This is a genomic window from Vibrio kyushuensis (assembly GCF_050337325.1).
GTDB lineage: Bacteria > Pseudomonadota > Gammaproteobacteria > Enterobacterales > Vibrionaceae > Vibrio > Vibrio kyushuensis.
On record NZ_JAKJSV010000007.1, the window covers coordinates 36864 to 61417 of the forward strand.

Genomic DNA, 24554 nt, shown 5'->3' on the forward strand with positions numbered 1-24554 from the left:
GATGTATTAATCAACGTTTTTTAGTGTATTATTCAGCTACTAAAGAAGATAAGAATACCTTACAGGGTCTAACCTCAGCCGGATTTATAATGGATTTTACTGCTATCCAAGCGCTTACTGCCAAAGACATGGCAAAAGTTAATGAAACTATTCAAGCTCAACTCAACTCTGATGTATCTTTAATCAACCAATTGGGATACTACATCGTCAGTGGTGGTGGCAAACGCCTACGCCCGCTGCTCGCTATTTTATCGGCACGTGCACTCGGCTACAAAGGCGAAGCTCATACAACCGCTGCTGCATTTATTGAGTTTATCCACACTGCTACCTTGTTGCACGACGATGTCGTCGATGAATCTGATATGCGCCGCGGCAAAGAAACAGCCAACGCCGCCTTTGGAAATGCAGCGAGTGTTTTAGTTGGTGACTTTATCTATACCCGCTCTTTCCAGATGATGACAACGCTAGGATCTTTAAGGATCCTTGAACTGATGAGCGACTCAGTGAATGTTATCGCAGAAGGTGAGGTTCAGCAGTTAATGAACTGTAATGACCCCGACACAACTGAAGAGAGCTACATGCAGGTCATCTACTCGAAGACTGCGCGCCTGTTTGAAGCCGCGACTCAAATTGGGGCTATCTTAAATGAATCTCCAAAAGAAATTGAAGTTGCACTACAGAACTACGGAAAATACCTAGGAACAGCATTCCAGCTTATCGATGACGTGATGGATTACACTTCAGACGGTAAGGAGATGGGCAAAAATGTAGGTGATGATCTTACAGAAGGTAAGCCTACCCTACCGCTACTTCATGCAATGCGTCATGGCAATGAGGAGCAAGCTCTTATGATTCGAGATGCGATTGAACACTCGAATGGTATGGAGCGTCTTGACGATATCCTCGCAGCAATGAAAGAGAGTGGATCTCTTGAGTACACAACAGATAAAGCCCTTGCAGAGGCAGATAAAGCCATTGCTGAATTATCAATCTTGCCTGAGTCAGAATATAAGCAAGCGCTAATAGCCCTTGCTCACCTATCTGTTAAGCGAACAAAATAACCGTTAAACGAACAAAGTAGCCGAGATCTAACAAGTCGACTTTCCTCTTTATATAGAGCAACGATTAAAATGCCCTATATTGAGAGAGAAGATCAGGTAAAACCTTCAAACAATAAAAAAGCTGATCCATAGATCAGCTTTTCTCTTTTCTAGATGACTTACCTTACAATAAGGCTGAACATCATCCTAAATATGAACACTACTTGGCAAATTCAACACCAATTTCAATGTCGCCATTCAGTGTTGGAAGCATGCCATCAAGTGCCGCTTTTTCGTAATCACTAAGCTCACCATAGCTTAAAATAGCTTCTGCACCATCTTTACCCAGTTTAACTGGTTGAGCAAAGAATGGAGCGTGCTCACCTGCACCCTCTACATAAGCACACTCAATCACAGAGTCATCACCTTGTAGCGCTTTAACAAGTGCCAAGCCAAAGCGACATGCTGCTTGACCCATTGAAAGTGTTGCACTGCCGCCACCGGCTTTAGCTTCAACAACTTCTGTACCCGCATTTTGGATACGCTTCGTTAGTGCTTCCACTTCTTCAGCAGTAAACTCTACACCTTCTACTTGAGATAGTAGAGGCAGAATCGTTACGCCAGAGTGACCACCAATAACAGGAACACGAATGTCACCAGGATCTTTGTCTTTTAAAGCCGCAACAAAAGTTTCACTGCGAATCACATCCAGAGTTGTCACACCGAATAATTTACGCTTGTCATAAACGCCTGCTTTCTTTAGTACTTCAGCAGCAATAGGAACCGTTGTGTTTACTGGGTTCGTAATGATACCCACGCACGCGGTAGGACAGGTAACAGCAATTTTTTCAGCAAGAGACTTAACAATCCCTGCATTCACATTAAATAGATCCGCACGATCCATTCCTGGCTTACGTGCAACACCTGCAGAAATTAGAACAACATCGGCACCTTCAAGTGCTGGTGTTGGGTCTTCACCTGAGTAACCTTTAATAGAAACAGGTGTTGGGATATGGCTTAAATCTGCAGCAACACCCGGTGTTACTGGAGCAATATCATATAGAGCTAAGTCAGAACCCGCTGGAAGGCGGTTTTTAAGAAGAAGGGCTAAAGCTTGGCCGATGCCACCAGCGGCACCAATTACGGCTACTTTCATTGTTGTCTCCTTGAGATTGGATCTCTTATAAAAGTTATGTAGGGTATTTTGCAATCATTTAAGGTAAAAAATATAATATTCATAACTTGATTACAATCAATTAACGTTAGCTTTGCGACCTAGCGCAACTCAATAAATACGTGCTACACAAAAGACCAGATTATCCACGCAATAACCTTAAATGACAATAACTTAACCCACATCACAATGCGGGTTAAAAATAGTTTACAGTGACCGCTTAGACAGAATTTATCGCTAGGGTTTGGCGTAATATGCATAGCTATGCGAAGATATGCACGTTCAAATCAACCAAAGAATCTAAATCATGCGCAATACAGAGAAACAAGATAACCTAGTTCGGGCTTTCAAATCCCTTCTAAAAGAAGAAAGATTCGGTTCTCAAGGCGATATTGTTGATGCTTTGAAAAATGAAGGTTTCGAGAACATCAATCAATCCAAAGTATCTCGAATGCTTACCAAGTTTGGTGCTGTCAGAACCCGTAATGCAAAAATGGAAATGGTTTACTGCTTACCAGCAGAACTTGGCGTTCCGACAGTCTCTAGCTCACTTAGAGAGTTAGTACTCGATATAGACCGCAACGCTGCCATCGTCGTCATTCATACCGGTCCAGGTGCTGCTCAATTAATTGCTCGATTGTTGGACTCATTAGGAAAATCTGAAGGTATCCTAGGCGTCGTTGCTGGAGACGATACAATTTTTATCACTCCAACGCTATCTGTGACCACCGAACAACTGTTTGAATCCGTGTGCGACCTGTTTGAATACACCGGGTAAATAGATTTAGCTGTTATATTGGTCACGATATTATTCCACTAATCGTGACCAAGTTCACATCTCAGAAATGTTACCTCGCTTCAAAAAATTCAACTTAAGCCTTTGAAATGCATAGATTTAACACCAAACAAAAGCCTTAACCCATTCGTTACAAGTTAGTGTATTTAACTACATTTCTTAACATTGATATAATTATCCTCCTTTTTTTTGCTATTATTCAGCCACTTTTCCAGTGTATGGATTGGAAAAGATGCCGTTTCCAAACGAGGAAACTCTCAAAACGACTACACTTGTTTTGGGGTTAATAATGAATTAAGGAAGGAATATTCATGGCATTTAATAAACTTATTAAGATCGGTGTAATTGCCGCTGCAGTAATGGGCGCAGGCGCTGTCAACGCTCAAGAATTCATCACTATTGGTACTGGTTCTGTAACTGGTGTTTATTACCCAACGGGTGGTGCAATTTGTAAACTTGTGAATAAAGGCCGTAAAGACCACAACATTCGTTGTTCAGTAGAATCAACGGGTGGCTCAATCTATAACGTCAACACTATTCGCGCTGGTGAATTGGACTTTGGTGTTGTTCAGTCTGACTGGCAATATCACGGTTACAACGGTACAAGTAAGTTTACTGAACAAGGTCCGTACAAAAAACTACGCGCAATGTTCTCTTTACATACAGAACCATTCAACATTATCGCCCGCTCTGATGCTGGTATTAATGGCGTTGAAGATTTAAAAGGTAAGCGCGTTAACATCGGTAATCCAGGCTCTGGTGACCGTGCAACAATGGGCGTGGTAATGGATGCTCTTGGTTGGACTAACGATAGCTTCAAACTAGCATCTGAACTTAAAGGTTCTGAGCGTTCACAAGCACTTTGTGATAACAAGATTGATGCGTTCATCTACATGGTTGGTCACCCAAATGGATCAATCAAAGAAGCAACAACATCATGTGACGCTAAGCTAGTTTCTGCAACTGGTCCGCAAATCGATAAGATCGTTGCTGATAACCCATACTATGCATACAGCACAGTTCCTGCCGGTATGTACCGCGGTACTGATGGTGATGTAAACAGCTTTGGTGTAGCCGCTACAATGGTTACAACAACAGATGTTTCTGATGAAATTGCTTATAACGTTGCTAAAGCAGTATTTGAAAACTTTGATACATTCAAACGTCTTCACCCTGCATTTGCTAACCTGAAGAAAGAAGACATGGTGAAAGCGGGTCTTTCTATCCCTCTTCACCCAGGTGCTGAGCAATACTACAAGGAAATTGGCTTACTTAAGTAAGTGAATGACTGAGTATAAATCAAGGAGGCGTCATGCCTCCTTGATTGTTACACCCCTATTTTGATTTTCACTGCTAGAAAATCAACCCCATTTAACATCTATAATGACTACCATTTAGTGCCGTTTAAATAGATTTCAGTCTATATTTATTCTGAATGATCTATTCGCAGAAGCGCACTAAAGATAAACCAGACCATCGATAATAAGGACAAAGTACATGACGCAGACAACAACACCGTCTCAAGATGTGCAAGAAATGGTGGCACAATCCGATACAGGTGCACGTAATCCAAAGGGTATTCCCGGGCGTGTTCTTTGGTTTGTTCCACTGTGTTGGTCACTGTTCCAACTTTGGTATGCATCTCCGCTACCGTTCATTTTTAATTTTGCTGTACTTAATGACACTCAAGCTCGTGCTATTCACCTCACGTTTGCTATCTTTTTAGCCTTTACGGCTTATCCAGCATCGAAAAAATCCTCACGCGATCATATTCCAGTTGTCGACTGGTTATTGGCGCTAGCCGGAAGTTTTTCTGCTGCCTATATTTTCCTTTTTTATACCGAACTGGCCGAACGTTCTGGTGCACCGACTACCGCGGATATTGTCGCAGCAGTAACAGGCATGGTGCTTCTTTTAGAAGCAACAAGACGCGCATTGGGTCCACCATTGATGGTGGTTGCAGCGGTATTTTTGCTTTATACATTTGGCGGGCCCCACATGCCAGATGTTATTGCCCACAAAGGGGCAAGCTTAAACAAAGCGATGTCGCACCTCTGGTTAACTACTGAAGGGGTATTCGGCGTTGCACTTGGTGTTTCAACCTCGTTTGTTTTCCTATTCGTTCTCTTCGGTGCCATGCTAGAAAGAGCTGGAGCGGGTGCTTACTTTATAAAAGTCGCGTTCTCCTTACTGGGTCACATGAAAGGCGGCCCAGCAAAAGCAGCAGTTGTTGCATCTGGCCTATCAGGATTGGTTTCCGGCTCTTCCATCGCTAACGTAGTAACAACTGGTACCTTCACCATTCCTCTGATGAAACGTGTTGGCTTTTCAGGAGAAAAGGCTGGAGCCGTAGAAGTTGCCGCTTCAACTAATGGTCAGTTAACGCCACCAATCATGGGTGCTGCGGCATTTTTGATGGTTGAATACGTTGGTATCTCATACGTTGAGGTCATTAAAGCCGCGCTTCTACCTGCACTTATTTCATATATCGCTCTTATCTATATTGTTCACCTAGAAGCCTGTAAGGCTGGGATGACAGGCCTTCCGCGTCGTCATACACCAACATGGATTCAGAGTATTCTTTCATTCAGTGGCACCATTATTGGCTTAGGCGTTATGAGTGCGATTGTTTACTATGGCGTTGGTTGGACAAAAGGTGTCTTTGGTGATGCCGCAACACCGATAGTGACCATTGCCCTTTTATTAGCTTATGTTGGTTTAGTCCGTGTCTCTTCGCGATATGCAGAAGAAGGTGGACTAGATCTCGATGCCGAACTTACAGAAGTGCCTGACCCAGGCCCTACGATTAAGTCTGGTTTGCACTTCCTACTTCCAATTGTTGTTTTAGTTTGGTGTTTAACTGTAGAGCGTTTCTCTCCGGGTTTATCCGCATTCTGGGCGACTGTCTTCATGATCTTCATCTTGCTAACCCAACGTCCACTGATGGCAATTATGTCTAAGTCAGACAATGTCTCTGAGCAAGTAAAAGCAGGATTTGTCGACCTTGCTGAGAGCTTGGTTTCTGGCGCTCGTAATATGATAGGTATTGGTGTCGCAACGGCGGCTGCAGGTACGGTTGTAGGGGTTGTTACCTTAACGGGTATCGGTCTTGTCATGACTGACTTTGTTGAGTTTATCTCTGGCGGTAGCATTATATTGATGTTGCTATTTACTGCCGTGATTAGCTTAATTTTGGGGATGGGCTTACCAACTACAGCAAACTACATCGTTGTATCAACCTTAATGGCTCCAGTTATCGTGACGCTTGGTGCTGCGCACGGGCTTATTATTCCTCTTATCGCTGTTCACTTATTTGTGTTCTACTTCGGTATTCTGGCTGATGATACTCCCCCTGTAGGTCTCGCGGCCTTTGCTGCTGCAGCCATCGCAAAATCCGATCCAATACGGACAGGTATTCAAGGCTTTACCTACGATATTCGAACGGCAATATTGCCGTTTATGTTTATATTCAATACGCAGTTACTATTGATGGGCATTGATTCTTGGTGGCATTTGGTTCTGACTATTTTCTCATCAGTAACAGCTGTTTTGATTTTCGCTGCGGCCACACAAGGCTGGTGGTTCACTAAGAATAAATGGTGGGAAACAGTTCTGCTTATCGCATTGACTTTTTCTTTCTTCCGTCCTGGTTTCTGGTGGGACATGGTCTATCCAGAGAAGGTTCTTTCACCAGGTATTGAGGTTGCTCAAATAACTGGAAACCTATCAGTGGGACAATCGCTTGAATTAAGAGTGGGAGGAGAAAATTTAGAAGGTAACTATTCTGAAAAAACAGTTCGCCTTCCATTCGAAGATTCAGCATCCACAAGTGAAGAGCGGATTGCATCTATGGGCTTAATGCTAACTAAAACCGAAGGCAAAATGATTGTTGATATGGTTGAATTTGGCAGCCCTGCGGAAGCCGCTGGTATTGATTTCGATTGGGAAATAAAATCAGTTATCCAAAATGCAGATAGACCAATGAAAGAATGGGTATTTATTCCTGCACTGTTGATTCTAATTGTTCTAGGATTAAACCAAAGAAGACGAGCTCGAAAGGAACAGTTGAGCGCGTAAAGAGATGGCCTTATCTTAATACCTAAGCTTTAGTTTTTCTCGTGAGTTTAGTTAGATAAGGCCAATTTTTAAAAAGGATTCGCTTAGCCACTTGGTTAAAATATAAAGAGACAAATAATGTATAAACAAATCCTTGTTCCTGTAGATTTAAATGACAAAGGCTTTTCTGACAAAGCCGTTCAACTTGCCGTTTGGCATGCTAAGCACTCAAAAGCACAGATACATCTTCTTAATGTACTGCCGGGAATCCACATGTCTATGGTGGCGACTTACTTCCCGAAAGATGCAGCACAGAAGATGAAAGAAGATGTGAAAGAGCAACTAAGAAAATTTGCTGACCAGCACATCAACGAGAAAATTGTTTACAAGGTTCATGTTGCAGAAGGTAAACCATACTCAACGATCTTGGAGCATGCTGCAAAGCTTGGAGCTGATTTGATAGTTATGCCAAGCCATAAACGTTCAAAGCTTGATAATGCAGTACTAGGCTCAGTCGCGAGCAAAGTAGTACAGAACTCACCAATCAACGTATTAGTGGTTAAGCCTCAAGGCTAATATTAATTTGCTCGTTCAACGATATCGATACTAAAACGCAGTATTCTCTCAGAATACTGCGTTTTTCTTTTTCGGTGTCATAACCCGAGAATGAACGCTCGACATCGAAAATTCTGATTAGACTAATAGACAAACTCAATTTCACTTAATGCGACTAATTCTCAATAATAGCCCTATCGAGACAATGACCAAATTGAGAATGACCATGAGAAAAACACTGAGCTTTGCCACAATACATTTTATGATTGCCTTTAGTGTTGCTTATATACTTACTGGAGATATTCTCATTGGCAGCTTGATTGCGATGATCGAGCCTACTGTCAATACATTTGCATTCTACTTCCACGAAAAGATATGGAACCAATGGAAGTCGTTACAACAGTTTGCTCGTTCGACTAAAATAAAAACCACCAGCTTTGCTATCGTGCACTTTAGCGTTGCTTTTAGTGTTGTCTATTTATTGACTGGAGATGCATTGGTTGGCGGAATCATGGCAACCATAGAGCCTGCGTTTAACACTTGTGCTTACTATTTCCACGAGAAATCTTGGCAGCGTAAACACGCTACAAAGTACGATTCAACTTGGCAATGCGCACACAGATGTTAGTACTGAATCAGTTTAACGGGATGTAATTATGGATCTCTTGCATGACTTGCTGAGCATAAGTTGGATATTCGGCCTCATCAATTAAACCGACATGGTACGTTCGATGGCTGTTTTCTAACTGAACGTCCAATAGATAACATTGTGATTCATTATAATTGTCGATGTTAAGAAAAATAGGAGCGTCTAGTTGGAAGACCGCATTTGTTTTGGATGCTCGCACATCAATAGGAAGGCGATACGTCATGCCATTGAATTTAATCAGAGCTGAAATTAGACCCGGTTTAAAGGCGGTAAAATTAAGATGCACTAACACCTCACAACCACCCACTTGGTGATTGACCAGTTCCGTTTTGACGTCATCGATACGAACGGACGGTAACACCTCTAAATAGGGCGTATACCAAATACCGATACGACTTTCAGGCTCTATTGACTCATTAAGAGAAAATGGTGTGTCGATTTCCTCGTCATCCTCTAGTAGCCAATCTTCTTCTTGTTCAAGAAACAGTATTTCAAATCGATTTCGACCTAATTGAAGATACGGCAGAATATCTTTTCGATAGCTCTCATGAAACTCTTCACAATCAAACACCGCCTCTCCATTGACTCTAATTTCGGCATGATAACCAATGCCTGAGATGACGAGATCAATAGCTGAGTTAGCCAGCATCGCTTCGTCTACCTCAATATCGTGCATCAAATGCCACTCTTGCTCTGCAATTACTTCTTCAGACAGATCATTAGGTAAAACTGTACTCAATGGGGCAGGAAAAAGAATGTCTTCTTGAGGAATTGACAGATCAGTCAATGGGGATAATTGCCAGAGGCCAGCTAGAGAGATTTGCATAATAAAATTGCGCTAGATCAAAGTTCGTAGAGTATAAGGAATACCTAAGGTTAAAGATATAGCAAAAATGAATAGAACAAAAAAGGCCTAGCAAACTGCTAGGCCTTCGATATCAGAAATCTCGCTTAAATTAAGCCAGTAACTCTTTTGCTGTATTCACAACGTTCTCAGTTGTGAAACCGAACATCTTGAATAGCTCACCTGCAGGTGCAGATTCGCCAAATGTTGTCATACCGATGATCTTGCCACCAAAACCAACGTACTTATACCAGAAGTCAGCAATACCCGCTTCGATAGCAATACGAGCTGTTACATCTGATGGAAGTACCGCTTCACGGTATGCTGCGTCTTGCTTATCGAATGCATCTGTTGATGGCATTGAAACAACACGTACCTGCTTACCTTCCGCAGTCAGTTCAGCCGCTGCCGCTACAGCAAGTTCAATTTCAGAACCTGTTGCGATTAAGATTAACTCAGGCTTAGCTTCGCAATCTTTCAGGATGTAAGCACCCTTAGCGATGTCAGCAACTTGTGCCTCTGTACGCTCTTGCTGTGCAAGGTTTTGACGAGAGAAAATTAGAGATGTAGGACCATCTTTACGCTCAACTGCTAGTTTCCATGCTACTGCAGATTCAACTTGGTCACATGGACGCCATGTGCTCATGTTTGGTGTTAGACGCAGTGATGCAATTTGCTCAACAGGTTGGTGTGTTGGACCATCTTCGCCAAGACCAATTGAGTCATGCGTGTAAACTTGAATGTTCTGAACTTTCATCAGAGCAGCCATGCGCATTGCATTACGTGCGTATTCCATAAACATTAGGAACGTTGCGCCGTATGGTACGAAACCACCGTGCAGAGCCATACCGTTCATGATAGCCGTCATACCGAACTCACGCACACCGTAATGAATGTAGTTACCTGAAGCATCATCAGCAGTCAGTGACTTAGAACCAGACCACATAGTTAGGTTAGATGGTGCAAGGTCAGCAGAGCCGCCCATGAACTCAGGAAGCATTTGACCAAATGCTTCTAATGCATTTTGTGATGCTTTACGTGATGCAATGTTTGCAGGGTTCGCTTGAAGGTCCGCAATGATTTTGCTTGTCTTCTCTTCCCACTGTGCTGGAAGCTCGCCATTTACACGACGTTTGAATTCTGCAGCAAGCTCTGGGTGTGCTGCAGCGTATGCGTCAAACTTAGCATTCCAAGCTGCTTCTTTTGCAGCACCAGCTTCTTTCGCATCCCATTCAACAGAGATGTCTGCTGGGATTTCGAAAGGACCATGTGCCCAACCTAGTGCTTTCTTAGTCGCTACAATTTCATCAGCGCCTAGTGGAGCACCGTGACAGTCGTGCGTACCCGCTTTATTAGGAGAACCAAAACCAATCACTGTTTTAGTACAAATAAGCGTAGGACGAGGATCAGCTTTAGCAGCGATGATTGCGGCATTAATCGCTTCAGAATCATGACCATCAACAGCAGGGATTACGTGCCAACCGTACGCTTCAAAACGCTTAGGTGTATCGTCAGAGAACCAACCTTCAACTTCACCATCAATAGAGATGCCGTTGTCATCCCAGAAAGCAACCAACTTACCAAGACCCAGCGTACCCGCTAGAGAACATGCTTCATGAGAGATACCTTCCATCAGACAGCCATCACCCATGAATGCATAGGTGAAGTGATCAACGATGTCGTGACCTTCTTTATTGAATTGCGCTGCTAGAGACTTTTCAGCCAACGCCATACCAACAGCATTCGTGATGCCTTGGCCTAGTGGGCCAGTTGTCGTTTCGATACCAGGTGCGTAACCATACTCAGGGTGACCAGGAGTCTTAGAGTGCAGTTGACGGAAGTTTTTCAAATCTTCAATCGAAAGCTCGTAACCTGCTAGGTGAAGCAGAGAGTAAATCAGCATTGAGCCGTGGCCGTTAGAAAGAATAAAACGGTCGCGATCTGCCCACTCTGGATTTTGTGGGTTGTGGTTCAAGTGACCACGCCAAAGAACTTCAGCGATGTCAGCCATACCCATAGGTGCGCCAGGGTGACCTGAGTTTGCTTGTTGAACGCCGTCCATGCTAAGTGCGCGGATTGCATTGGCTAGATCTTTACGAGAAGGCATGTCTGCTCCTGAGTGCGTATGCGATTTAAAAAATAGTGGAATCTGAATTATTCGTCGAATTCAGGCGTCATATTCTCTCAAAGCCCCCTATTGACTGCAAACGTTTTACTGGAGATTTCGCTCAAATTTCCAACTATTTTCACAACTCTATACATTCACCCAATCAAATCCCAATTTTCATACGCAAACGTTTAGTTATGATATATCCAAAAAAGAACTTGTAATTAGCCGCTGCAAAATTAGAATAGCCGTCTAGATGTAGAAACACCTACAATTAATTATCAAATATTATTGTGGTGAATGCTAAAATTCATCATAAACAACCAAACTAGTGGAGCTCTCATGGCTAAGCACCTATTCACTTCTGAGTCTGTTTCAGAAGGTCATCCAGACAAAATTGCAGACCAAATCTCTGATGCTGTTCTTGATGCCATCATCGAACAAGATCCAAAAGCTCGCGTAGCGTGTGAGACTTACGTAAAAACCGGTATGGTTATGGTTGGCGGTGAAATTACCACATCAGCTTGGGTTGATATCGAAGAGATCACTCGTCAAACCGTTCGTGAAATTGGCTACACGGGTTCAGACATGGGCTTTGATGCCGATTCATGTGCTGTACTTAACACGATTGGTAAGCAGTCTCCTGATATTAACCAAGGCGTTGATAAAGCAGACCCTAAAGATCAAGGCGCTGGCGACCAAGGCATCATGTTTGGTTACGCTACGAATGAAACACCAATTCTAATGCCTGCACCAATTACTTACTCTCACCTTCTTGTTAAAAAGCAAGCTGAAGTACGTAAGAGCGGCAAACTTGATTTCCTTCGTCCAGATGCGAAATCTCAAGTAACGTTCCAATACGACCAAGGTCAAATTGTTGGTATCGATGCTGTTGTTCTTTCAACTCAGCACAGTGATGATATTTCAACACCCGATCTACGTGAAGCGGTAATGGAAGAGATCATCAAGCCAGTACTTCCTTCAGAGTGGATCAATAAAGAGACTAACTTCTTTATTAACCCAACTGGTCGTTTTGTTATCGGCGGCCCAATGGGTGACTGTGGTCTAACAGGTCGTAAGATCATCGTTGATACCTACGGCGGCGCAGCTCGTCACGGTGGCGGTGCATTCTCTGGTAAAGATCCATCAAAAGTAGACCGTTCTGCAGCATACGCGGCGCGTTACGTTGCGAAAAACATCGTTGCGGCTGGCATGGCTGATCGTTGTGAAATCCAACTGTCTTACGCAATCGGCGTTGCTGATCCAACATCAATCATGGTTGAAACGTTTGGTACTGAAAAAGTATCACAAGAAATCATCGTTGAAGCGGTTCGCCAAAACTTCGATCTTCGCCCATACGGCCTACAAGAAATGCTTAACCTTCTTCAACCTATCTACAAGCAGACGGCAGCATACGGTCACTTTGGCCGTGAAGAGTTCCCTTGGGAAGCGACAGATAAAGCAGCAATGCTACGTGAGTTCGCTGGTCTTAAGTAACTAGCAACTACCGACTCAAAACATAGAGCCCTTGCATATTTGCAGGGGCTTTCTTGTTTTAGCTTAATTTTTCATCAAATAATTTGTGTTTTTTTCTATTCCCACCAATAGTTAATAAAGTGTTAAATGTACTTTCTTCTTAAGCAGAAATACTGCCATTGGTGAGTCACACTTTAACCTCAGCCTATTACTTCAATATCAAGCTATTACTTTAAATATAATGGTTACTTAAAACACAACAATTGATGTGGATTGTATTGCAGAGCAAGAGTTCAAACGTTCTACTACTTTGATAAACCACCTCAAATTCGTCAGTCGGCAAGTGAAAGTCGGCAACAATTAACGAGAATAGATCAAGGAGGGTGTATGCCTCGTACGGTAAACCCATCAGAGTTTGAAACAAAAGATAAGAAAATTCCTGATAGTGAATATGCTCGAACACTACCCTGCAATCAGTTGAGCGTATCAGCTCCCTTTCACTGGCTATCATTAGGTTTAAATGACTTTATACGAATGCCTGTAATAAGCATGTTTTATGGAGCCTGCTTTATGGCTGCCGCAATTGGGATTGTGTTATTGGTACAGTGGCAAGGAACACACCTTGTAGTCATGCCAAGCCTGATTGTTTATATGCTCATAGGCCCTTTCCTTGCACTCGGTATGTATGACGCCAGTTGGGAGAGAGAGAAAGGCCATAACCCAAGCTTAATGCACTCCATGCGGGCAATCTCTCGTAACTCAACCTCACAGTGGGCTTTTGCCGTTCTGCTAACCGTTGCGATGATATTTTGGATGCGTGTTGCAGCGTTAATCCATGCTTTATACCCATCCGTTCAAGGGGCTCCTATTCAAGAGTTTGCACCATTTTTGATTATTGGCTCAATAGTCGGGTTTATTTTTTCAGCCGTTATATTCAGTATGTCTGCGTTCTCTATTCCATTGATGATGGAAAAACGCGTCGACATGATGACAGCGGTCTTCTCAAGCTTTAATGCCGTAAAAAGTAATGTGCCCGCAATGATCGTTTGGGCTCTAGTTATAACAGGCGGTATTCTCATTGGTTTTGCTACTTACGGTATTGGGATGTTCTTTACTATGCCAATTCTAGGCTACGCGACTTGGCATGGTTATCATGAAACCATCAAAAAGAAACACCACATATAAGCTCTCCTACCTTATCTTCTAGACATTATTTAATGTTACTATCATCGCCTCAGCTTTCACGCTGGGGCTTTTTATTAGTCGATAGTAAATATGCATGTTTAATCAGTAAGTGGCAGCAAGGAACGACAGTGAAAGATTTTGAACTTAACTACCGAGCACAAGCTCAGTTAAAAACCTGCATGGACCAAGCCTCAGCTTACTTTCAACACCCTTTTAAACTGCCTACATTGAACTATAAGCTTCGTGGTAAAGCAGCAGGTAAGGCATTTCTTAATCGTTGGGAGATCCGTCTAAATCCCATTCTTTTTTCAGAAAACCCACAAGCATTCCTCAATGAAGTTATCGCCCATGAAGTCGCTCACTTAATTACCTTCCATCAATTTGGTAAAGTCCGACCTCACGGTAAAGAGTGGCAAACAGTCATGCAGCAAGTTTTTGGCTTGGATGCTAAAACAACACACGACTTTTCGGTGAATTCAGTACAAGGAAAAACCTTCGAATATAACTGTGGCTGTACCAATCATGCCCTATCAATTCGACGTCACAATAAAGTGATGAGACAACAAGCCACCTATCGTTGTCAGTCATGTCAAAAAACACTGACCTTTGCTGCTCTGTAGCTCACTTAGAAATTCACATCATTAAATAGTTTAATCCCTATCAAACCTTGTTTTTTCACGTTAAAGCATCCATGTTAGGGTCTAACTATTCCTCGCTTAGGAACTCTCTATGAGAACCCCTCGTATTTATCACTCACATCCGATTTCACAACTGGGTATGCTCGATCTTGATGACGATGCAGCAGGCCATATTGGACGTGTTTTACGAATGAAAGCGGGTCAAGAAGTACTTCTTTTTGACGGCAGTGGCGCAGAGTTTCCAGCAGTCCTTAGTGAAGTGGGTAAAAAGCGTGTGAGTGTTGAGCTTACTAAACGCATTGAACGCAGCAGCGAGTCTCCTTTAGATCTTCATTTAGGCCAGGTTATTTCTCGTGGCGATAAAATGGAGTTTACAATTCAAAAATCGGTTGAGCTTGGCGTCAACACTATTACCCCTCTCATATCAGAGCGATGCGGCGTGAAACTGGACGCGAAGCGCTTTGAGAAAAAACTGGCTCAGTGGCAAAAAATCGCCATCAGTGCCTGCGAGCAATCCGGTCGAAACACCATTCCTGTAATTCGTCCCATTATGCAGCTTGAGCAGTGGTGTGCTGAACAAACTGAAGCCCTTAAGCTCAATCTTCACCCAAGAGCTAACTACTCTATAAACACGCTCCCTGAGCCAATTAGCAAAGTTCGATTACTGATTGGTCCGGAAGGTGGACTCTCTTCACAAGAGATTGATATGACACAAGAGTATCAATTCGAAGAGACATTACTTGGTCCACGAGTATTACGTACAGAAACCGCAGCGTTGACTGCAATTACCGCCTTACAAGTTCGTTTTGGCGATCTCGGCTAACTGGAGAATTTCAATGATTAAACTGGGTATTGTGATGGATCCGATCTCATCCATTAACATTAAAAAGGATTCAAGCTTTGCCATGATGCTAGAAGCTCAGCGTCGAGGCTATGAAATCCACTATATGGAGATGGATGATCTACACTTAGATCAAGGCGAAGCCATTGCTGACACCAAAGTAGTCGAGCTCAAAGAAGATCCAAACGGGTGGTATGAGTTTAAATCAGAGCAAACCATCAAACTGTCAGAGCTAGATGCTATATTGATGCGTAAAGATCCTCCTTTTGATACTGAATTCATCTACGCGACCTATATTTTAGAAAGAGCGGAAGAGAAAGGGACTCTGATCGTCAATAAGCCACAGAGCTTACGTGACTGTAATGAGAAGCTTTTTACTGCTTGGTTCCCTGAGCTAACACCAACAACAATAGTGACGCGTAAAGCTGAAAAGATTAAGCAATTTCAAGAAGAGCACGGCGATGTTATTTTAAAACCGCTTGATGGCATGGGTGGAGCGTCAATCTTCCGTGTTAAAGCGGGTGATCCTAACGTTAATGTCATCATTGAAACATTAACCAACCACGGCCAGAACTACGCTATGGCGCAAACTTTTGTTCCCGATATTACCATCGGTGACAAACGTATTTTAGTCGTTGATGGTGAACCAATGCCATTCGTGCTTGCTCGTATCCCGGCAAAAGGTGAAACACGTGGCAATCTTGCAGCGGGTGGTCGTGGCGAAGCTCGTCCACTGAGTGAAACCGATAGACAGATTGCTTTGGCGGTTGCTCCAACATTAAAAGAAAAGGGTCTCATCTTTGTAGGCCTAGACGTAATTGGCGATAGGCTGACTGAAATTAACGTAACCAGCCCGACTTGTATTCGAGAGATCGAAGCTGCATTCGGTATTTCAATCACAGGCAAATTGATGGACGCAATTGAGCGCCGCTTGAAAGCGTAACTGTATTTGGGCAGCTTATTAACTGCCCACTTCATGATTGGAGTTGTTATGAACCTAACAAATCATTTCTTAGTTGCCATGCCCGGAATGGAAGATCCCTACTTTCAGCATCGAGTCATTTATGTGTGCGAACACAATCAAGACGGTGCTATGGGACTTGTGATCAATGCCCCTATTGATATTACGGTCGGCGGTATGCTCAAAAAGGTTGATATCGAACCCACTCAGCCTCAACTCAACACCAATAGCTTAGAAAAACCCGTATTGAACGGTGGCCCTGTTTCTGAAGATCGTGGCTTCATTCTTCATCAACCAAAAGATGAATATGAATCAAGCATAAAAATGACCGATCAAATCTCTGTAACAACCTCTAAAGATATTCTAGAAGTACTCGGCACCGACGCTGAACCCAACAGTTATGTTATTGCTCTAGGGTATTCAGGTTGGGAAGCAGGCCAGTTAGAAGTAGAACTTGCAGAAAACACTTGGCTAACAATGGAAGCGGATCCCGATGTGATCTTCAATACGCCTATTCGTGAACGCTGGCGTGCTGCGGTTCAAATGCTAGGCATCGATGCCGCGCAATTATCAACTCAAACGGGTCACGCTTAGTTCATTAGACACAAGTTTATTAGAAACAAGCTTTTTAGTAGCAACAGAGCCAAGCTCATTTTGGAATATTAAATGTCTCGAACAATTATGTCTTTTGACTACGGTACAAAAAGTATCGGCAGCGCAATTGGCCAAGATATTACTGGTACCGCCTCGCCTCTCAAGGCCTTTAAAGCGAAAGATGGCATCCCCCAATGGGATGATATTGAAAAGCTAATTAAAGAGTGGCAGCCCGATTTAATCATTGTAGGTTTACCAACAGACCTACATGGAAAAGATTTAGCGACGATTACGCCTAGAGCGAAGAAGTTTGCCAATCGACTGTTTGGCCGCTATGGGGTTCCAGTTGAACTTCATGATGAAAGGCTTTCAACCACTGAAGCTCGCTCTGATCTGTTTAGCATGGGTGGTTATAAAGCACTGAGTAAAGGCAATGTCGATTGCCAATCAGCCGTGGTTATCTTAGAAAGTTGGTTTGAAACCCAATGGAGTGAATAGCCGATTATTCTCAATCAATAAAAAAGCTTGGTTGATACCAAGCTTTTTTATTGCAGAAATTATCTCAATTCCAGAATATAGCCCCAAAGTAATTGGAGTTTCAGACTCTAGTGCAAAGGGAATTAGTCCATATCGATTTTAACGTTACTTAACTTACCGGAATCAAAACTCTCCCCACGCTGAGTTTTCAGCATCAACCTTAGATCGTTCGCTGAATCCGCACTGTGCATCGCATCTTGCTCACTGATCTTATCGTCGATCACCAATTGATAAAGCGCTTGATCAAATGTCTGCATACCAATCTCTTTCGACTTACCCATGGTTGCTTTTAATTCATGAAGATCACCACGGCGAATAAGATCCGAAACTCTTGGGCTATTCAATAGCACTTCAAACACCCCATGACGCCCTTGACCATTCTTATCACGAATGAGCTGTTGGCCGATCACGCCCTTCAGGTTCATAGAAAGATCAAACAGGAACTGCTCTTTTTGCTCTTTAGGAACAAGGTGCAAAATACGTTCTAACGCTTGGTTTGCATTGTTCGCATGAAGTGTCGCCATACATAGATGCCCTGTTTCAGCAAACGTCATGGCGTATTCCATGGTTTCTCTACTACGAATTTCACCAATCAAAATCATATCAGGCGCTTGGCGCAATGAGTTCTTCAATGCTACTTCATAACTTTCCGTATCAAGCCCAACTTCTCGCTGAGTCACGATGCAGCGGTTGTGTTCATGAACAAACTCGATCGGATCTTCAACCGTAAGGATATGACCCGTACGGTGGTTGTTTCGATAACCCGTCATCGCGGCCATGGTGGTCGATTTACCTGAGCCTGTCGCTCCAACCACCAACACCAAACCTCGTTTAGCAATCGAGAGATTTTGCAGAACATCAGGCAGCTTAAGATCATCAAAGCTTGGGATATTGGTTTCAATGCGGCGAATAACCGCACCCGGAAGCTCACGCTGATAAAAAGCACTCACTCTAAAACGCCCAATATCACGCACAATGGCGAAATTGGCTTCTTTAGTCTGCTTATACTCTAGAGCGCGATCTGCATCCATCATCGATGTTAACAGCTGCTTTACTTGCTCTTCATTAAGCTTATCACCTTGCGCTCTTAACTCACCATCAACACGAAATAGAATAGGTGCACCAACGGTAATGTATACATCCGATGCCTTCTCGTTGATCATGCCTTGCAAACACTGGTTCAATTCCATTTTAGGTTCTCATTAATTTTGATTTAAGCACTGATCGCCGTTCACTCTCATTAAAATAGCGACGTTTCTACTTCAATTTTCTTTTGTACTTCTTCAGGGTCAACTGCACCCTTAGCAATGAGCTGCTTGGCATTTTGTTCCATGGTCTGCATGCCGTGAGCCGCGCCCGTTTGAATAATCGAATACATTTGGGCAACCTTGTCTTCTCGAATCAGGTTACGTATTGCCGGTGTTGCTAGCATAATTTCATGACACGCCACTCGGCCGCCACCAACACGCTTTAGCAGCTTCTGTGCTATCACCGCTCGCATCGATTCAGACAACATAGAGCGCACCATGTCTTTATCACTACCAGGGAACACATCAATAATTCTATCTACCGTTTTAGCCGCGGAGCTAGTATGGAGCGTACCAAAGACTAAGTGTCCTGTTTCTGCTGCTGTCAGCGCAAGACTGATCGTCTCTTGATCTCGAAGCTCACCCACTAAGATTACATCGGGATCTTCTCGCAGAGCACTTCGCAATGCGTTTTTAAAACTATGCGTATCTCGGTGAACTTCACGTTGGTTTATCAAACACTTATTATTCTCATGAACAAACTCAATCGGATCTTCAATAGTCAAAATATGCTTATTGTGATTACGATTAATGTAGTCAACCATTGCTGCCAGAGTTGTCGATTTACCTGAACCTGTAGGACCAGTGACAAGCACCAAACCTTTCTCATAGTTGGATATTTTCTCAAAGATCTCTGGCGCTTCAATCTGTTCTAACGTTGGGATATGTACAGGGATGGTACGAAAAACAGCTGAACTACCACGCGACTGGTTAAAGGCATTAACACGAAAGCGCCCTACGTTTGGCAATTCAAAGGAAAAATCCACTTCAAGCTTCTCTTCAAATTCACTGCGCTGAGAATCGTTCATGATCTCAAAAACGAGTCGATGTACATCCGCATGACTAAAAGCAGGCACACCAAGCTTTCTTACTTCACCATCTATACGTACCATTGGAGGTACTCCTGCAGAAAGGTGTAGATCTGAAGCATTATGCTTTACACTAAAATCCAGTAACTCTGCGATATCCATTAAATTTCCTTAGTAAAGTAGCCATGAGTAGTATTCAACAAAATATTGAACATATCACCTCACAGATTGAAAGCGCACAACAAAAGTGTGGACGACCTCGAGAGTCCGTGCAACTTTTAGCAGTGAGCAAGACTAAGCCTATAGAAGCAATTCTCGATGCTGCTAAGTGTGGACAACGCACTTTTGGCGAAAATTACGTGCAAGAAGGCGTCGATAAGGTTAAACATTTTAACCAAACTCACTCTGAACTTGATTTAGAGTGGCATTTTATCGGCCCAATTCAGTCCAATAAAACACGCCTTGTTGCTGAACACTTTGATTGGGTTCATACCATTGATCGAACTAAGACTGCGCAGCGGCTCAATGATCAAAGACCTGAAAGTATGGGTTCACTTCAAGTACTTATTCAAGTCAACACCAGTGGTGAACAAAGTAAATCGGGTATTAATAGTGATGAAGTTTTTGCGTTAGCTGAGTTGATTTCATCGCTACCAAACCTCACATTAAGAGGAGTGATGTCGATTCCAGCCAATGTACCCGACTATCAGTCTCAATTAGCGGAGTTTGAAAAGCTGGCCACATTGAAACAGCAGTTGGCTGAAAAATATGACCACATCGATACTCTTTCTATGGGCATGAGTGGTGATATGGATGCAGCAATTCATGCCGGCAGTACGATGGTACGGATTGGAACTGCTATCTTTGGCGCACGAGACTACTCAAACAAGTCTTAGCACGATTAAACGTAAACTAAATAACGCTCACATAATTTAGGTTGAATGAAATGGAACAGAAGAAAATAGCCTTCATCGGCGCAGGAAATATGACGCGCTCAATTATTGCGGGCCTTGTAGCAAGTGGCTACCCAGCAGCGCTAATCACGGCGACAAATCCAAGCCAACCTAAACTTGATTTCCTGAGCGAGCAATATGGCATCAATACGCAATCTGATAACTTAAGTGCTGTGCAAGATGCCGATGTCGTTGTAATGGCAGTTAAACCTCAGCTAATGGCGTCAGTTAGCCAAGATCTTCGCACTGTTGATTACAGTGACAAGTTGGTTATCTCTATTGCCGCCGGAATTAGTGCTGCTCGCCTTAACGAAATGTTTGATGCCACACTAAGCCTTGTACGTGTTATGCCAAATACCCCTTCTTTGGTTGGTCAGGGCATGAGCGGTTTATTCGCTGCTGACAATGTAAAGAAACAAGACAAAGAGTTTGCCGCTGAACTGATGAGTGCCGTTGGCAAAGTAAGTTGGGTTGAGCAAGAATCTGGCATTAATAACATTATTGCTGCTGCTGGCAGTGCGCCTGCTTATTTCTTCCTATTTATGGAAGCGATGCAAGCCGAAGCTATTGCACAAGGTTTTGATGAATCAACGGCGCGCATGCTTGTTCAACAATCAGCTTTAGGTGCAGCAGAGATGGTGGTAGCAAACCCTGATACTCAGCTCTCAACTCTGCGTGAGCAAGTCACCTCAAAAGGTGGCACTACCGCCGAGGCACTAAGAACATTTAACGAACATCAACTTTCAGATATTGTAGCTAAAGCGATGCAATCAGCCGTTGCTAGAGCGCAAGAGATGGAACAAGAATTTTAATTTAACCGTTTGATATAAACGATTTCACTTTGTCTTAAGGACTGATTATGAGCTCAATGAGTTTTTTAATTTCAACACTATTTGACCTGTATATCATGGTCGTCATGCTACGTATCTGGCTACAAGCTTCACGTGCTGATTTCTACAACCCATTCTCACAATTTATTGTCAAAGCGACTCAACCTGTTGTTGCGCCGCTTCGTCGTGTTATTCCATCAATTGGCAGTATCGATCTGGCAACAATTTTATTTGCTTACGTACTTTGCGTTCTGAAGTTTGTCGCTCTAGTGATGATCAATTCAAGTGGATCTTTCGCATTTAGCCCTGACTTCCTATTCCTAGGCTTATTATCACTACTTAAAGCCGCTGGCGGTCTTCTATTCTGGGTACTGCTTATCCGTGCCATTTTAAGCTGGGTAAGCCAAGGTCGTAGCCCAATTGAATTTGTATTCCATCAATTAACTGAACCAATGCTGGCACCGATTCGCCGTATTCTTCCAGCGATGGGCGGCTTTGATTTAAGTGTGCTAGTGCTATTTATTGGTCTGCAATTTGCGAACTTCTTGATGGGCGACTTAATCGGTCCTATCTGGCATCAGCTATAATGCCTTTAGCGGCTCATAAAGAATTAGCGGCTTGGAAAGATGGAAACGACATTGTTTTAAGGCTCTACATTCAGCCAAAAGCAAGTCGAGATAAAATTGTTGGCGTACATGGTGATGAACTTAAAGTTGCCATTACTGCTCCTCCTATTGACGGGAAAGCAAACGCACATTTAACTAAATTTCTTTCCAAACAATTTAAAGTCGCTAAAGGGTTAATCGATATTGAAAAAGGTGAGCTAGGGCGGCACAAACAGATAAGAGTTCAAAGCCCTGCTCTCATTCCAAGTGATATTGAAGCCATCTTATGATGGCTTTTTAATTTGTGAATTTAGATAAGGAATACTTAATGACTCGATGGATCACCTTACTTATTAGTACTCTACTCATCTCACCGACGTGGGCTGGGCAATTTACGACAATTAAAGATGTCGAAGTCCACTACTCCGCCTTTAACTCCACCTTCCTCACCAAAGAGGTGGCAACCAGTTACAAACTTAAACGTAATGGTTACTCTGCAATATTAAACATCAGCGTGTTGGACAACTCTCAATTGGGCAAGCCAGCAACAACAGCAGAAGTATCCGGCAGCGCACGAAACCTAATCGGCCAGACTCGCCAGTTAAAATTTCGAGAAATCAAAGAAGCAGATGCCATCTACTATCTAGCTGAATTTCCAATCAGTAACGAAGAAGTGCTTACGTTTAATATTGACGTACACGCAGGCAACTCTGGTGCTGGTCCATTAACGTTCCAACAAAAATTTTACGTTGAAGAATAGCTTCAACCTATCCATATTCGAGAAGACAATGAAAAAAATAGTATTAGCGACTGGCAACCAAGGCAAAGTGCGTGAAATGGCAGACTTACTGTCTGATTTTGGTTTCGATGTTATCGCACAAAGTGAGTTTAACGTTTCAGAAGTAGCAGAGACAGGCACGACATTTATTGAAAATGCCATCATCAAGGCTCGTCACGCTGCAAAAGAAACAGGGTTAACTGCTATTGCTGATGATTCAGGCCTAGAAGTGGATTTTCTAAAAGGCGCTCCGGGGATCTACTCAGCTCGTTATGCAGGTGAAGGGGCAAGTGATCAGCAAAACCTTGAAAAGCTATTGGAAGCGATGAAAGACGTACCAGAAGAACAGCGAACAGCACGTTTCCACTGTGTCTTAGTGCTAATGCGTCATGAAAACGATCCAACGCCTATCGTATGCCACGGAAAATGGGAAGGTAGCATTCTCACCGAAGCTGAAGGTGAGAATGGCTTCGGCTACGATCCTATTTTTTACGTACCAGAAGAAAACTGTGCGTCTGCTCTTCTAGAATCAACTCGTAAAAAGCAGCTATCTCATCGCGGCAAAGCGCTTAAAAGCCTATTTGCAGCACTTGAAAAGTAAGCGACGAAAACGATGTTAAAGCCTCCTGCACTGAGCTTATATGTACACATTCCATGGTGTGTACAAAAGTGTCCTTATTGCGATTTTAACTCGCATGCACAAAAAGGGAAAATCCCAGAAGAAGAGTATATTTCAGCGCTGCTTGAAGACCTAGATAGTGATATTGAGCGCTATAAACTTAACGATAATGTTCGTCCTATTCACTCCATCTTTATTGGTGGCGGCACGCCGAGTCTAATTTCAGCCGAGGGGATTGATACCCTACTTAAAGGCATTGAGTCACGCATTCCATTTAAAAATGATATCGAAATCACAATGGAAGCCAACCCTGGAACTGTCGAGGTGGAACGCTTTACTGGCTATAAGGCAGCGGGAGTCACTCGTATTTCAATCGGAGTACAAAGCTTTGAGCAGGAGAAGCTAGGACGCTTAGGACGCATTCACGGGCCGCAAGAAGCGATCAACGCAGCCAATCTCGCTCACGATATAAAACTCAATAGTTTTAATCTCGATTTAATGCACGGTCTACCCGAACAAAGTATCGAGCAAGCGTTGGATGATCTGGATAAAGCAATTGAACTAAACCCTCCGCATTTGTCTTGGTATCAACTGACCATTGAGCCCAACACCATGTTCTACTACAAGACTCCGACTCTTCCTGATGACGATGATTTGTGGGATATATTTGAACAAGGACATAAAAAACTCAGTGATGCTGGTTATGTTCAATATGAGATATCAGGCTACAGCAAACCGGAATATCAGTGTCAGCATAACCTCAACTATTGGCGCTTTGGTGATTACTTAGGCATAGGCTGTGGCTCACACGGTAAATTGAGCTTTGCTGATGGTCGCATTGTTCGCACTACAAAGATTAAGCACCCTAAAGGATATTTGGCTGCCTATCAAAATCTAACCAAGCCTTATCTATCCGATGAAAACTACGTTGATCACGATGACCGTCCTTTTGAGTTTTTCATGAATCGATTTAGATTAATGGAAGCGTGTCCAAAACAGGACTTTATCGATACTACTGGGCTACCTCTAAGTGCCGTTAACGAAACCATTCATTGGGCACTAGATAAACAGTACTTAAGTGAAACCGATACTCATTGGCAGATCACGCAAAAAGGGAAGCTCTTTTTAAATGATCTTCTTGAAGCATTTATGATGGAAGAGTAACAAGCATCATAACGCTTAAAATGGAGCCAACTAGGC

Annotated in this window: 25 protein-coding genes; 20 read left to right on the forward strand and 5 right to left on the reverse strand. The window is 43.0% G+C overall.

Translation table 11 applies throughout. From position 1 onward, the window contains the following. Window positions 1–89: 89 nt before the first annotated feature. Complete coding sequence (gene ispB, locus L4D20_RS15800) at window positions 90–1061, forward strand: octaprenyl diphosphate synthase (RefSeq protein ID WP_428802574.1); 972 nt, start codon at window positions 90–92, stop codon at window positions 1059–1061. A 199-nt stretch (window positions 1062–1260) separates the two neighbouring features. Here ispB and mdh read toward each other — a convergent pair whose 3' ends face one another. After that, entirely contained in the window at window positions 1261–2196 is a 936-nt protein-coding gene (mdh, locus tag L4D20_RS15805; protein WP_428802575.1) for a malate dehydrogenase, read from the reverse strand. A 325-nt stretch (window positions 2197–2521) separates the two neighbouring features. Here mdh and argR point away from each other — a divergent pair, with 325 nt between their 5' ends. From argR to L4D20_RS15830, 5 genes are all read left to right on the forward strand, one after another. Then, the gene (gene argR / locus L4D20_RS15810; protein WP_428802576.1) at window positions 2522–2992 is read left to right on the forward strand and encodes a transcriptional regulator ArgR; all 471 of its coding nucleotides are present in this window, start codon (window positions 2522–2524) and stop codon (window positions 2990–2992) included. Window positions 2993–3321: 329 nt separating this feature from the next. Continuing rightward, complete coding sequence (locus tag L4D20_RS15815; RefSeq protein WP_428802577.1) at window positions 3322–4290, forward strand: TAXI family TRAP transporter solute-binding subunit; 969 nt, start codon at window positions 3322–3324, stop codon at window positions 4288–4290. A 217-nt stretch (window positions 4291–4507) separates the two neighbouring features. Next, a complete protein-coding gene (locus tag L4D20_RS15820) occupies window positions 4508–7087 on the forward strand; it encodes a TRAP transporter permease (RefSeq protein WP_428802578.1) in 2580 nt (859 codons plus the stop codon). 117 nt (window positions 7088–7204) lie between these two features. Further along, the gene (locus L4D20_RS15825) at window positions 7205–7642 is read left to right on the forward strand and encodes a universal stress protein (RefSeq protein ID WP_428802579.1); all 438 of its coding nucleotides are present in this window, start codon (window positions 7205–7207) and stop codon (window positions 7640–7642) included. Between the two features lie 205 nt (window positions 7643–7847). Further along, window positions 7848–8249 carry a DUF2061 domain-containing protein gene (locus L4D20_RS15830; protein WP_428802580.1) on the forward strand — a complete coding sequence of 134 codons (402 nt, stop codon included), beginning with the start codon at window positions 7848–7850 and terminating at the stop codon, window positions 8247–8249. Window positions 8250–8256: 7 nt separating this feature from the next. Here the strand turns inward: L4D20_RS15830 and L4D20_RS15835 are convergent, their stop codons facing one another. After that, window positions 8257–9096 carry a glycosyl hydrolase 2 galactose-binding domain-containing protein gene (locus L4D20_RS15835; RefSeq protein WP_428802581.1) on the reverse strand — a complete coding sequence of 280 codons (840 nt, stop codon included), beginning with the start codon at window positions 9094–9096 and terminating at the stop codon, window positions 8257–8259. A 130-nt stretch (window positions 9097–9226) separates the two neighbouring features. Next, a complete protein-coding gene (gene tkt / locus L4D20_RS15840) occupies window positions 9227–11221 on the reverse strand; it encodes a transketolase (protein WP_428802582.1) in 1995 nt (664 codons plus the stop codon). Between the two features lie 342 nt (window positions 11222–11563). Here tkt and metK point away from each other — a divergent pair, with 342 nt between their 5' ends. The 7 genes from metK (at window position 11564) to ruvX (ending at window position 17414) form a co-directional block, all read left to right on the forward strand. Beyond that, the gene (gene metK, locus L4D20_RS15845) at window positions 11564–12718 is read left to right on the forward strand and encodes a methionine adenosyltransferase (RefSeq protein WP_428802583.1); all 1155 of its coding nucleotides are present in this window, start codon (window positions 11564–11566) and stop codon (window positions 12716–12718) included. 366 nt (window positions 12719–13084) lie between these two features. Beyond that, window positions 13085–13882, forward strand: a complete 798-nt coding sequence (locus tag L4D20_RS15850; RefSeq protein WP_428802584.1) for a DUF2189 domain-containing protein — start codon at window positions 13085–13087, stop codon at window positions 13880–13882. 128 nt (window positions 13883–14010) lie between these two features. After that, a complete protein-coding gene (locus tag L4D20_RS15855; RefSeq protein WP_428802879.1) occupies window positions 14011–14502 on the forward strand; it encodes a SprT family zinc-dependent metalloprotease in 492 nt (163 codons plus the stop codon). A 109-nt stretch (window positions 14503–14611) separates the two neighbouring features. Further along, window positions 14612–15343, forward strand: a complete 732-nt coding sequence (gene rsmE, locus L4D20_RS15860) for a 16S rRNA (uracil(1498)-N(3))-methyltransferase (RefSeq protein WP_428802585.1) — start codon at window positions 14612–14614, stop codon at window positions 15341–15343. Between the two features lie 13 nt (window positions 15344–15356). Beyond that, complete coding sequence (gene gshB, locus L4D20_RS15865; protein ID WP_428802586.1) at window positions 15357–16304, forward strand: glutathione synthase; 948 nt, start codon at window positions 15357–15359, stop codon at window positions 16302–16304. 48 nt (window positions 16305–16352) lie between these two features. Then, entirely contained in the window at window positions 16353–16916 is a 564-nt protein-coding gene (locus L4D20_RS15870) for a YqgE/AlgH family protein (RefSeq protein WP_428802587.1), read from the forward strand. A gap of 72 nt (window positions 16917–16988) precedes the next feature. Beyond that, window positions 16989–17414 (forward strand): Holliday junction resolvase RuvX, encoded by a 426-nt coding sequence (ruvX, locus tag L4D20_RS15875; RefSeq protein ID WP_428802588.1) that lies wholly within the window; start codon window positions 16989–16991, stop codon window positions 17412–17414. 122 nt (window positions 17415–17536) lie between these two features. On the opposite strand, the gene L4D20_RS15880 is transcribed toward ruvX, so the two are convergent. Together L4D20_RS15880 and L4D20_RS15885 are read right to left on the reverse strand one after the other, a co-directional pair. After that, on the reverse strand, window positions 17537–18643 hold the full coding sequence (locus L4D20_RS15880; protein WP_428802589.1) for a PilT/PilU family type 4a pilus ATPase: 1107 nt from the start codon (window positions 18641–18643) through the stop codon (window positions 17537–17539). Between the two features lie 50 nt (window positions 18644–18693). Beyond that, the gene (locus tag L4D20_RS15885) at window positions 18694–19731 is read right to left on the reverse strand and encodes a type IV pilus twitching motility protein PilT (protein ID WP_428802590.1); all 1038 of its coding nucleotides are present in this window, start codon (window positions 19729–19731) and stop codon (window positions 18694–18696) included. Between the two features lie 23 nt (window positions 19732–19754). On the opposite strand from L4D20_RS15885, the gene L4D20_RS15890 reads away from it, so the two are divergent. Genes L4D20_RS15890 through hemW form a run of 7 tightly spaced genes read left to right on the forward strand, consistent with a single transcriptional unit; the run spans window position 19755 to window position 24518 of the window. Beyond that, window positions 19755–20465 (forward strand): YggS family pyridoxal phosphate-dependent enzyme, encoded by a 711-nt coding sequence (locus L4D20_RS15890; protein WP_428802591.1) that lies wholly within the window; start codon window positions 19755–19757, stop codon window positions 20463–20465. Window positions 20466–20515: 50 nt separating this feature from the next. Beyond that, on the forward strand, window positions 20516–21334 hold the full coding sequence (gene proC, locus L4D20_RS15895) for a pyrroline-5-carboxylate reductase (protein ID WP_428802592.1): 819 nt from the start codon (window positions 20516–20518) through the stop codon (window positions 21332–21334). A 47-nt stretch (window positions 21335–21381) separates the two neighbouring features. After that, window positions 21382–21939 carry a YggT family protein gene (locus tag L4D20_RS15900; RefSeq protein WP_428802593.1) on the forward strand — a complete coding sequence of 186 codons (558 nt, stop codon included), beginning with the start codon at window positions 21382–21384 and terminating at the stop codon, window positions 21937–21939. After that, window positions 21939–22247, forward strand: coding sequence for a DUF167 family protein YggU (gene yggU, locus L4D20_RS15905; protein WP_428802594.1), 309 nt, complete (start codon window positions 21939–21941; stop codon window positions 22245–22247). The genes L4D20_RS15900 and yggU overlap by 1 nt, the downstream gene beginning before the upstream one ends. Before the next feature lie 38 nt (window positions 22248–22285). Continuing rightward, window positions 22286–22717: a DUF4426 domain-containing protein gene (locus L4D20_RS15910; RefSeq protein WP_428802595.1), complete on the forward strand. Its 432-nt coding sequence runs from the start codon at window positions 22286–22288 to the stop codon at window positions 22715–22717. A gap of 28 nt (window positions 22718–22745) precedes the next feature. Continuing rightward, complete coding sequence (locus tag L4D20_RS15915; protein WP_428802596.1) at window positions 22746–23336, forward strand: XTP/dITP diphosphatase; 591 nt, start codon at window positions 22746–22748, stop codon at window positions 23334–23336. Window positions 23337–23348: 12 nt separating this feature from the next. Further along, window positions 23349–24518 (forward strand): radical SAM family heme chaperone HemW, encoded by a 1170-nt coding sequence (gene hemW / locus L4D20_RS15920; RefSeq protein ID WP_428802597.1) that lies wholly within the window; start codon window positions 23349–23351, stop codon window positions 24516–24518. Window positions 24519–24554: the final 36 nt, after the last annotated feature.

Coding starts and splice junctions, on each gene's coding strand:
- ispB (WP_428802574.1), top strand. CDS start 90: ATGGATTTTACTGCTATCCAAGCGCTTACTGCCAAAGACATGGCAAAA.
- hemW (WP_428802597.1), top strand. CDS start 23,349: ATGTTAAAGCCTCCTGCACTGAGCTTATATGTACACATTCCATGGTGT.
- yggU (WP_428802594.1), top strand. CDS start 21,939: ATGCCTTTAGCGGCTCATAAAGAATTAGCGGCTTGGAAAGATGGAAAC.
- tkt (WP_428802582.1), bottom strand. CDS start 11,221: ATGCCTTCTCGTAAAGATCTAGCCAATGCAATCCGCGCACTTAGCATG.
- rsmE (WP_428802585.1), top strand. CDS start 14,612: ATGAGAACCCCTCGTATTTATCACTCACATCCGATTTCACAACTGGGT.
- L4D20_RS15825 (WP_428802579.1), top strand. CDS start 7,205: ATGTATAAACAAATCCTTGTTCCTGTAGATTTAAATGACAAAGGCTTT.
- metK (WP_428802583.1), top strand. CDS start 11,564: ATGGCTAAGCACCTATTCACTTCTGAGTCTGTTTCAGAAGGTCATCCA.
- L4D20_RS15820 (WP_428802578.1), top strand. CDS start 4,508: ATGACGCAGACAACAACACCGTCTCAAGATGTGCAAGAAATGGTGGCA.
- L4D20_RS15880 (WP_428802589.1), bottom strand. CDS start 18,643: ATGGAATTGAACCAGTGTTTGCAAGGCATGATCAACGAGAAGGCATCG.
- gshB (WP_428802586.1), top strand. CDS start 15,357: ATGATTAAACTGGGTATTGTGATGGATCCGATCTCATCCATTAACATT.
- L4D20_RS15815 (WP_428802577.1), top strand. CDS start 3,322: ATGGCATTTAATAAACTTATTAAGATCGGTGTAATTGCCGCTGCAGTA.
- L4D20_RS15830 (WP_428802580.1), top strand. CDS start 7,848: ATGAGAAAAACACTGAGCTTTGCCACAATACATTTTATGATTGCCTTT.
- L4D20_RS15870 (WP_428802587.1), top strand. CDS start 16,353: ATGAACCTAACAAATCATTTCTTAGTTGCCATGCCCGGAATGGAAGAT.
- argR (WP_428802576.1), top strand. CDS start 2,522: ATGCGCAATACAGAGAAACAAGATAACCTAGTTCGGGCTTTCAAATCC.
- L4D20_RS15885 (WP_428802590.1), bottom strand. CDS start 19,731: ATGGATATCGCAGAGTTACTGGATTTTAGTGTAAAGCATAATGCTTCA.
- mdh (WP_428802575.1), bottom strand. CDS start 2,196: ATGAAAGTAGCCGTAATTGGTGCCGCTGGTGGCATCGGCCAAGCTTTA.
- L4D20_RS15850 (WP_428802584.1), top strand. CDS start 13,085: ATGCCTCGTACGGTAAACCCATCAGAGTTTGAAACAAAAGATAAGAAA.
- L4D20_RS15835 (WP_428802581.1), bottom strand. CDS start 9,096: ATGCAAATCTCTCTAGCTGGCCTCTGGCAATTATCCCCATTGACTGAT.
- L4D20_RS15910 (WP_428802595.1), top strand. CDS start 22,286: ATGACTCGATGGATCACCTTACTTATTAGTACTCTACTCATCTCACCG.
- L4D20_RS15900 (WP_428802593.1), top strand. CDS start 21,382: ATGAGCTCAATGAGTTTTTTAATTTCAACACTATTTGACCTGTATATC.
- proC (WP_428802592.1), top strand. CDS start 20,516: ATGGAACAGAAGAAAATAGCCTTCATCGGCGCAGGAAATATGACGCGC.
- L4D20_RS15915 (WP_428802596.1), top strand. CDS start 22,746: ATGAAAAAAATAGTATTAGCGACTGGCAACCAAGGCAAAGTGCGTGAA.
- ruvX (WP_428802588.1), top strand. CDS start 16,989: ATGTCTCGAACAATTATGTCTTTTGACTACGGTACAAAAAGTATCGGC.
- L4D20_RS15890 (WP_428802591.1), top strand. CDS start 19,755: ATGAGTAGTATTCAACAAAATATTGAACATATCACCTCACAGATTGAA.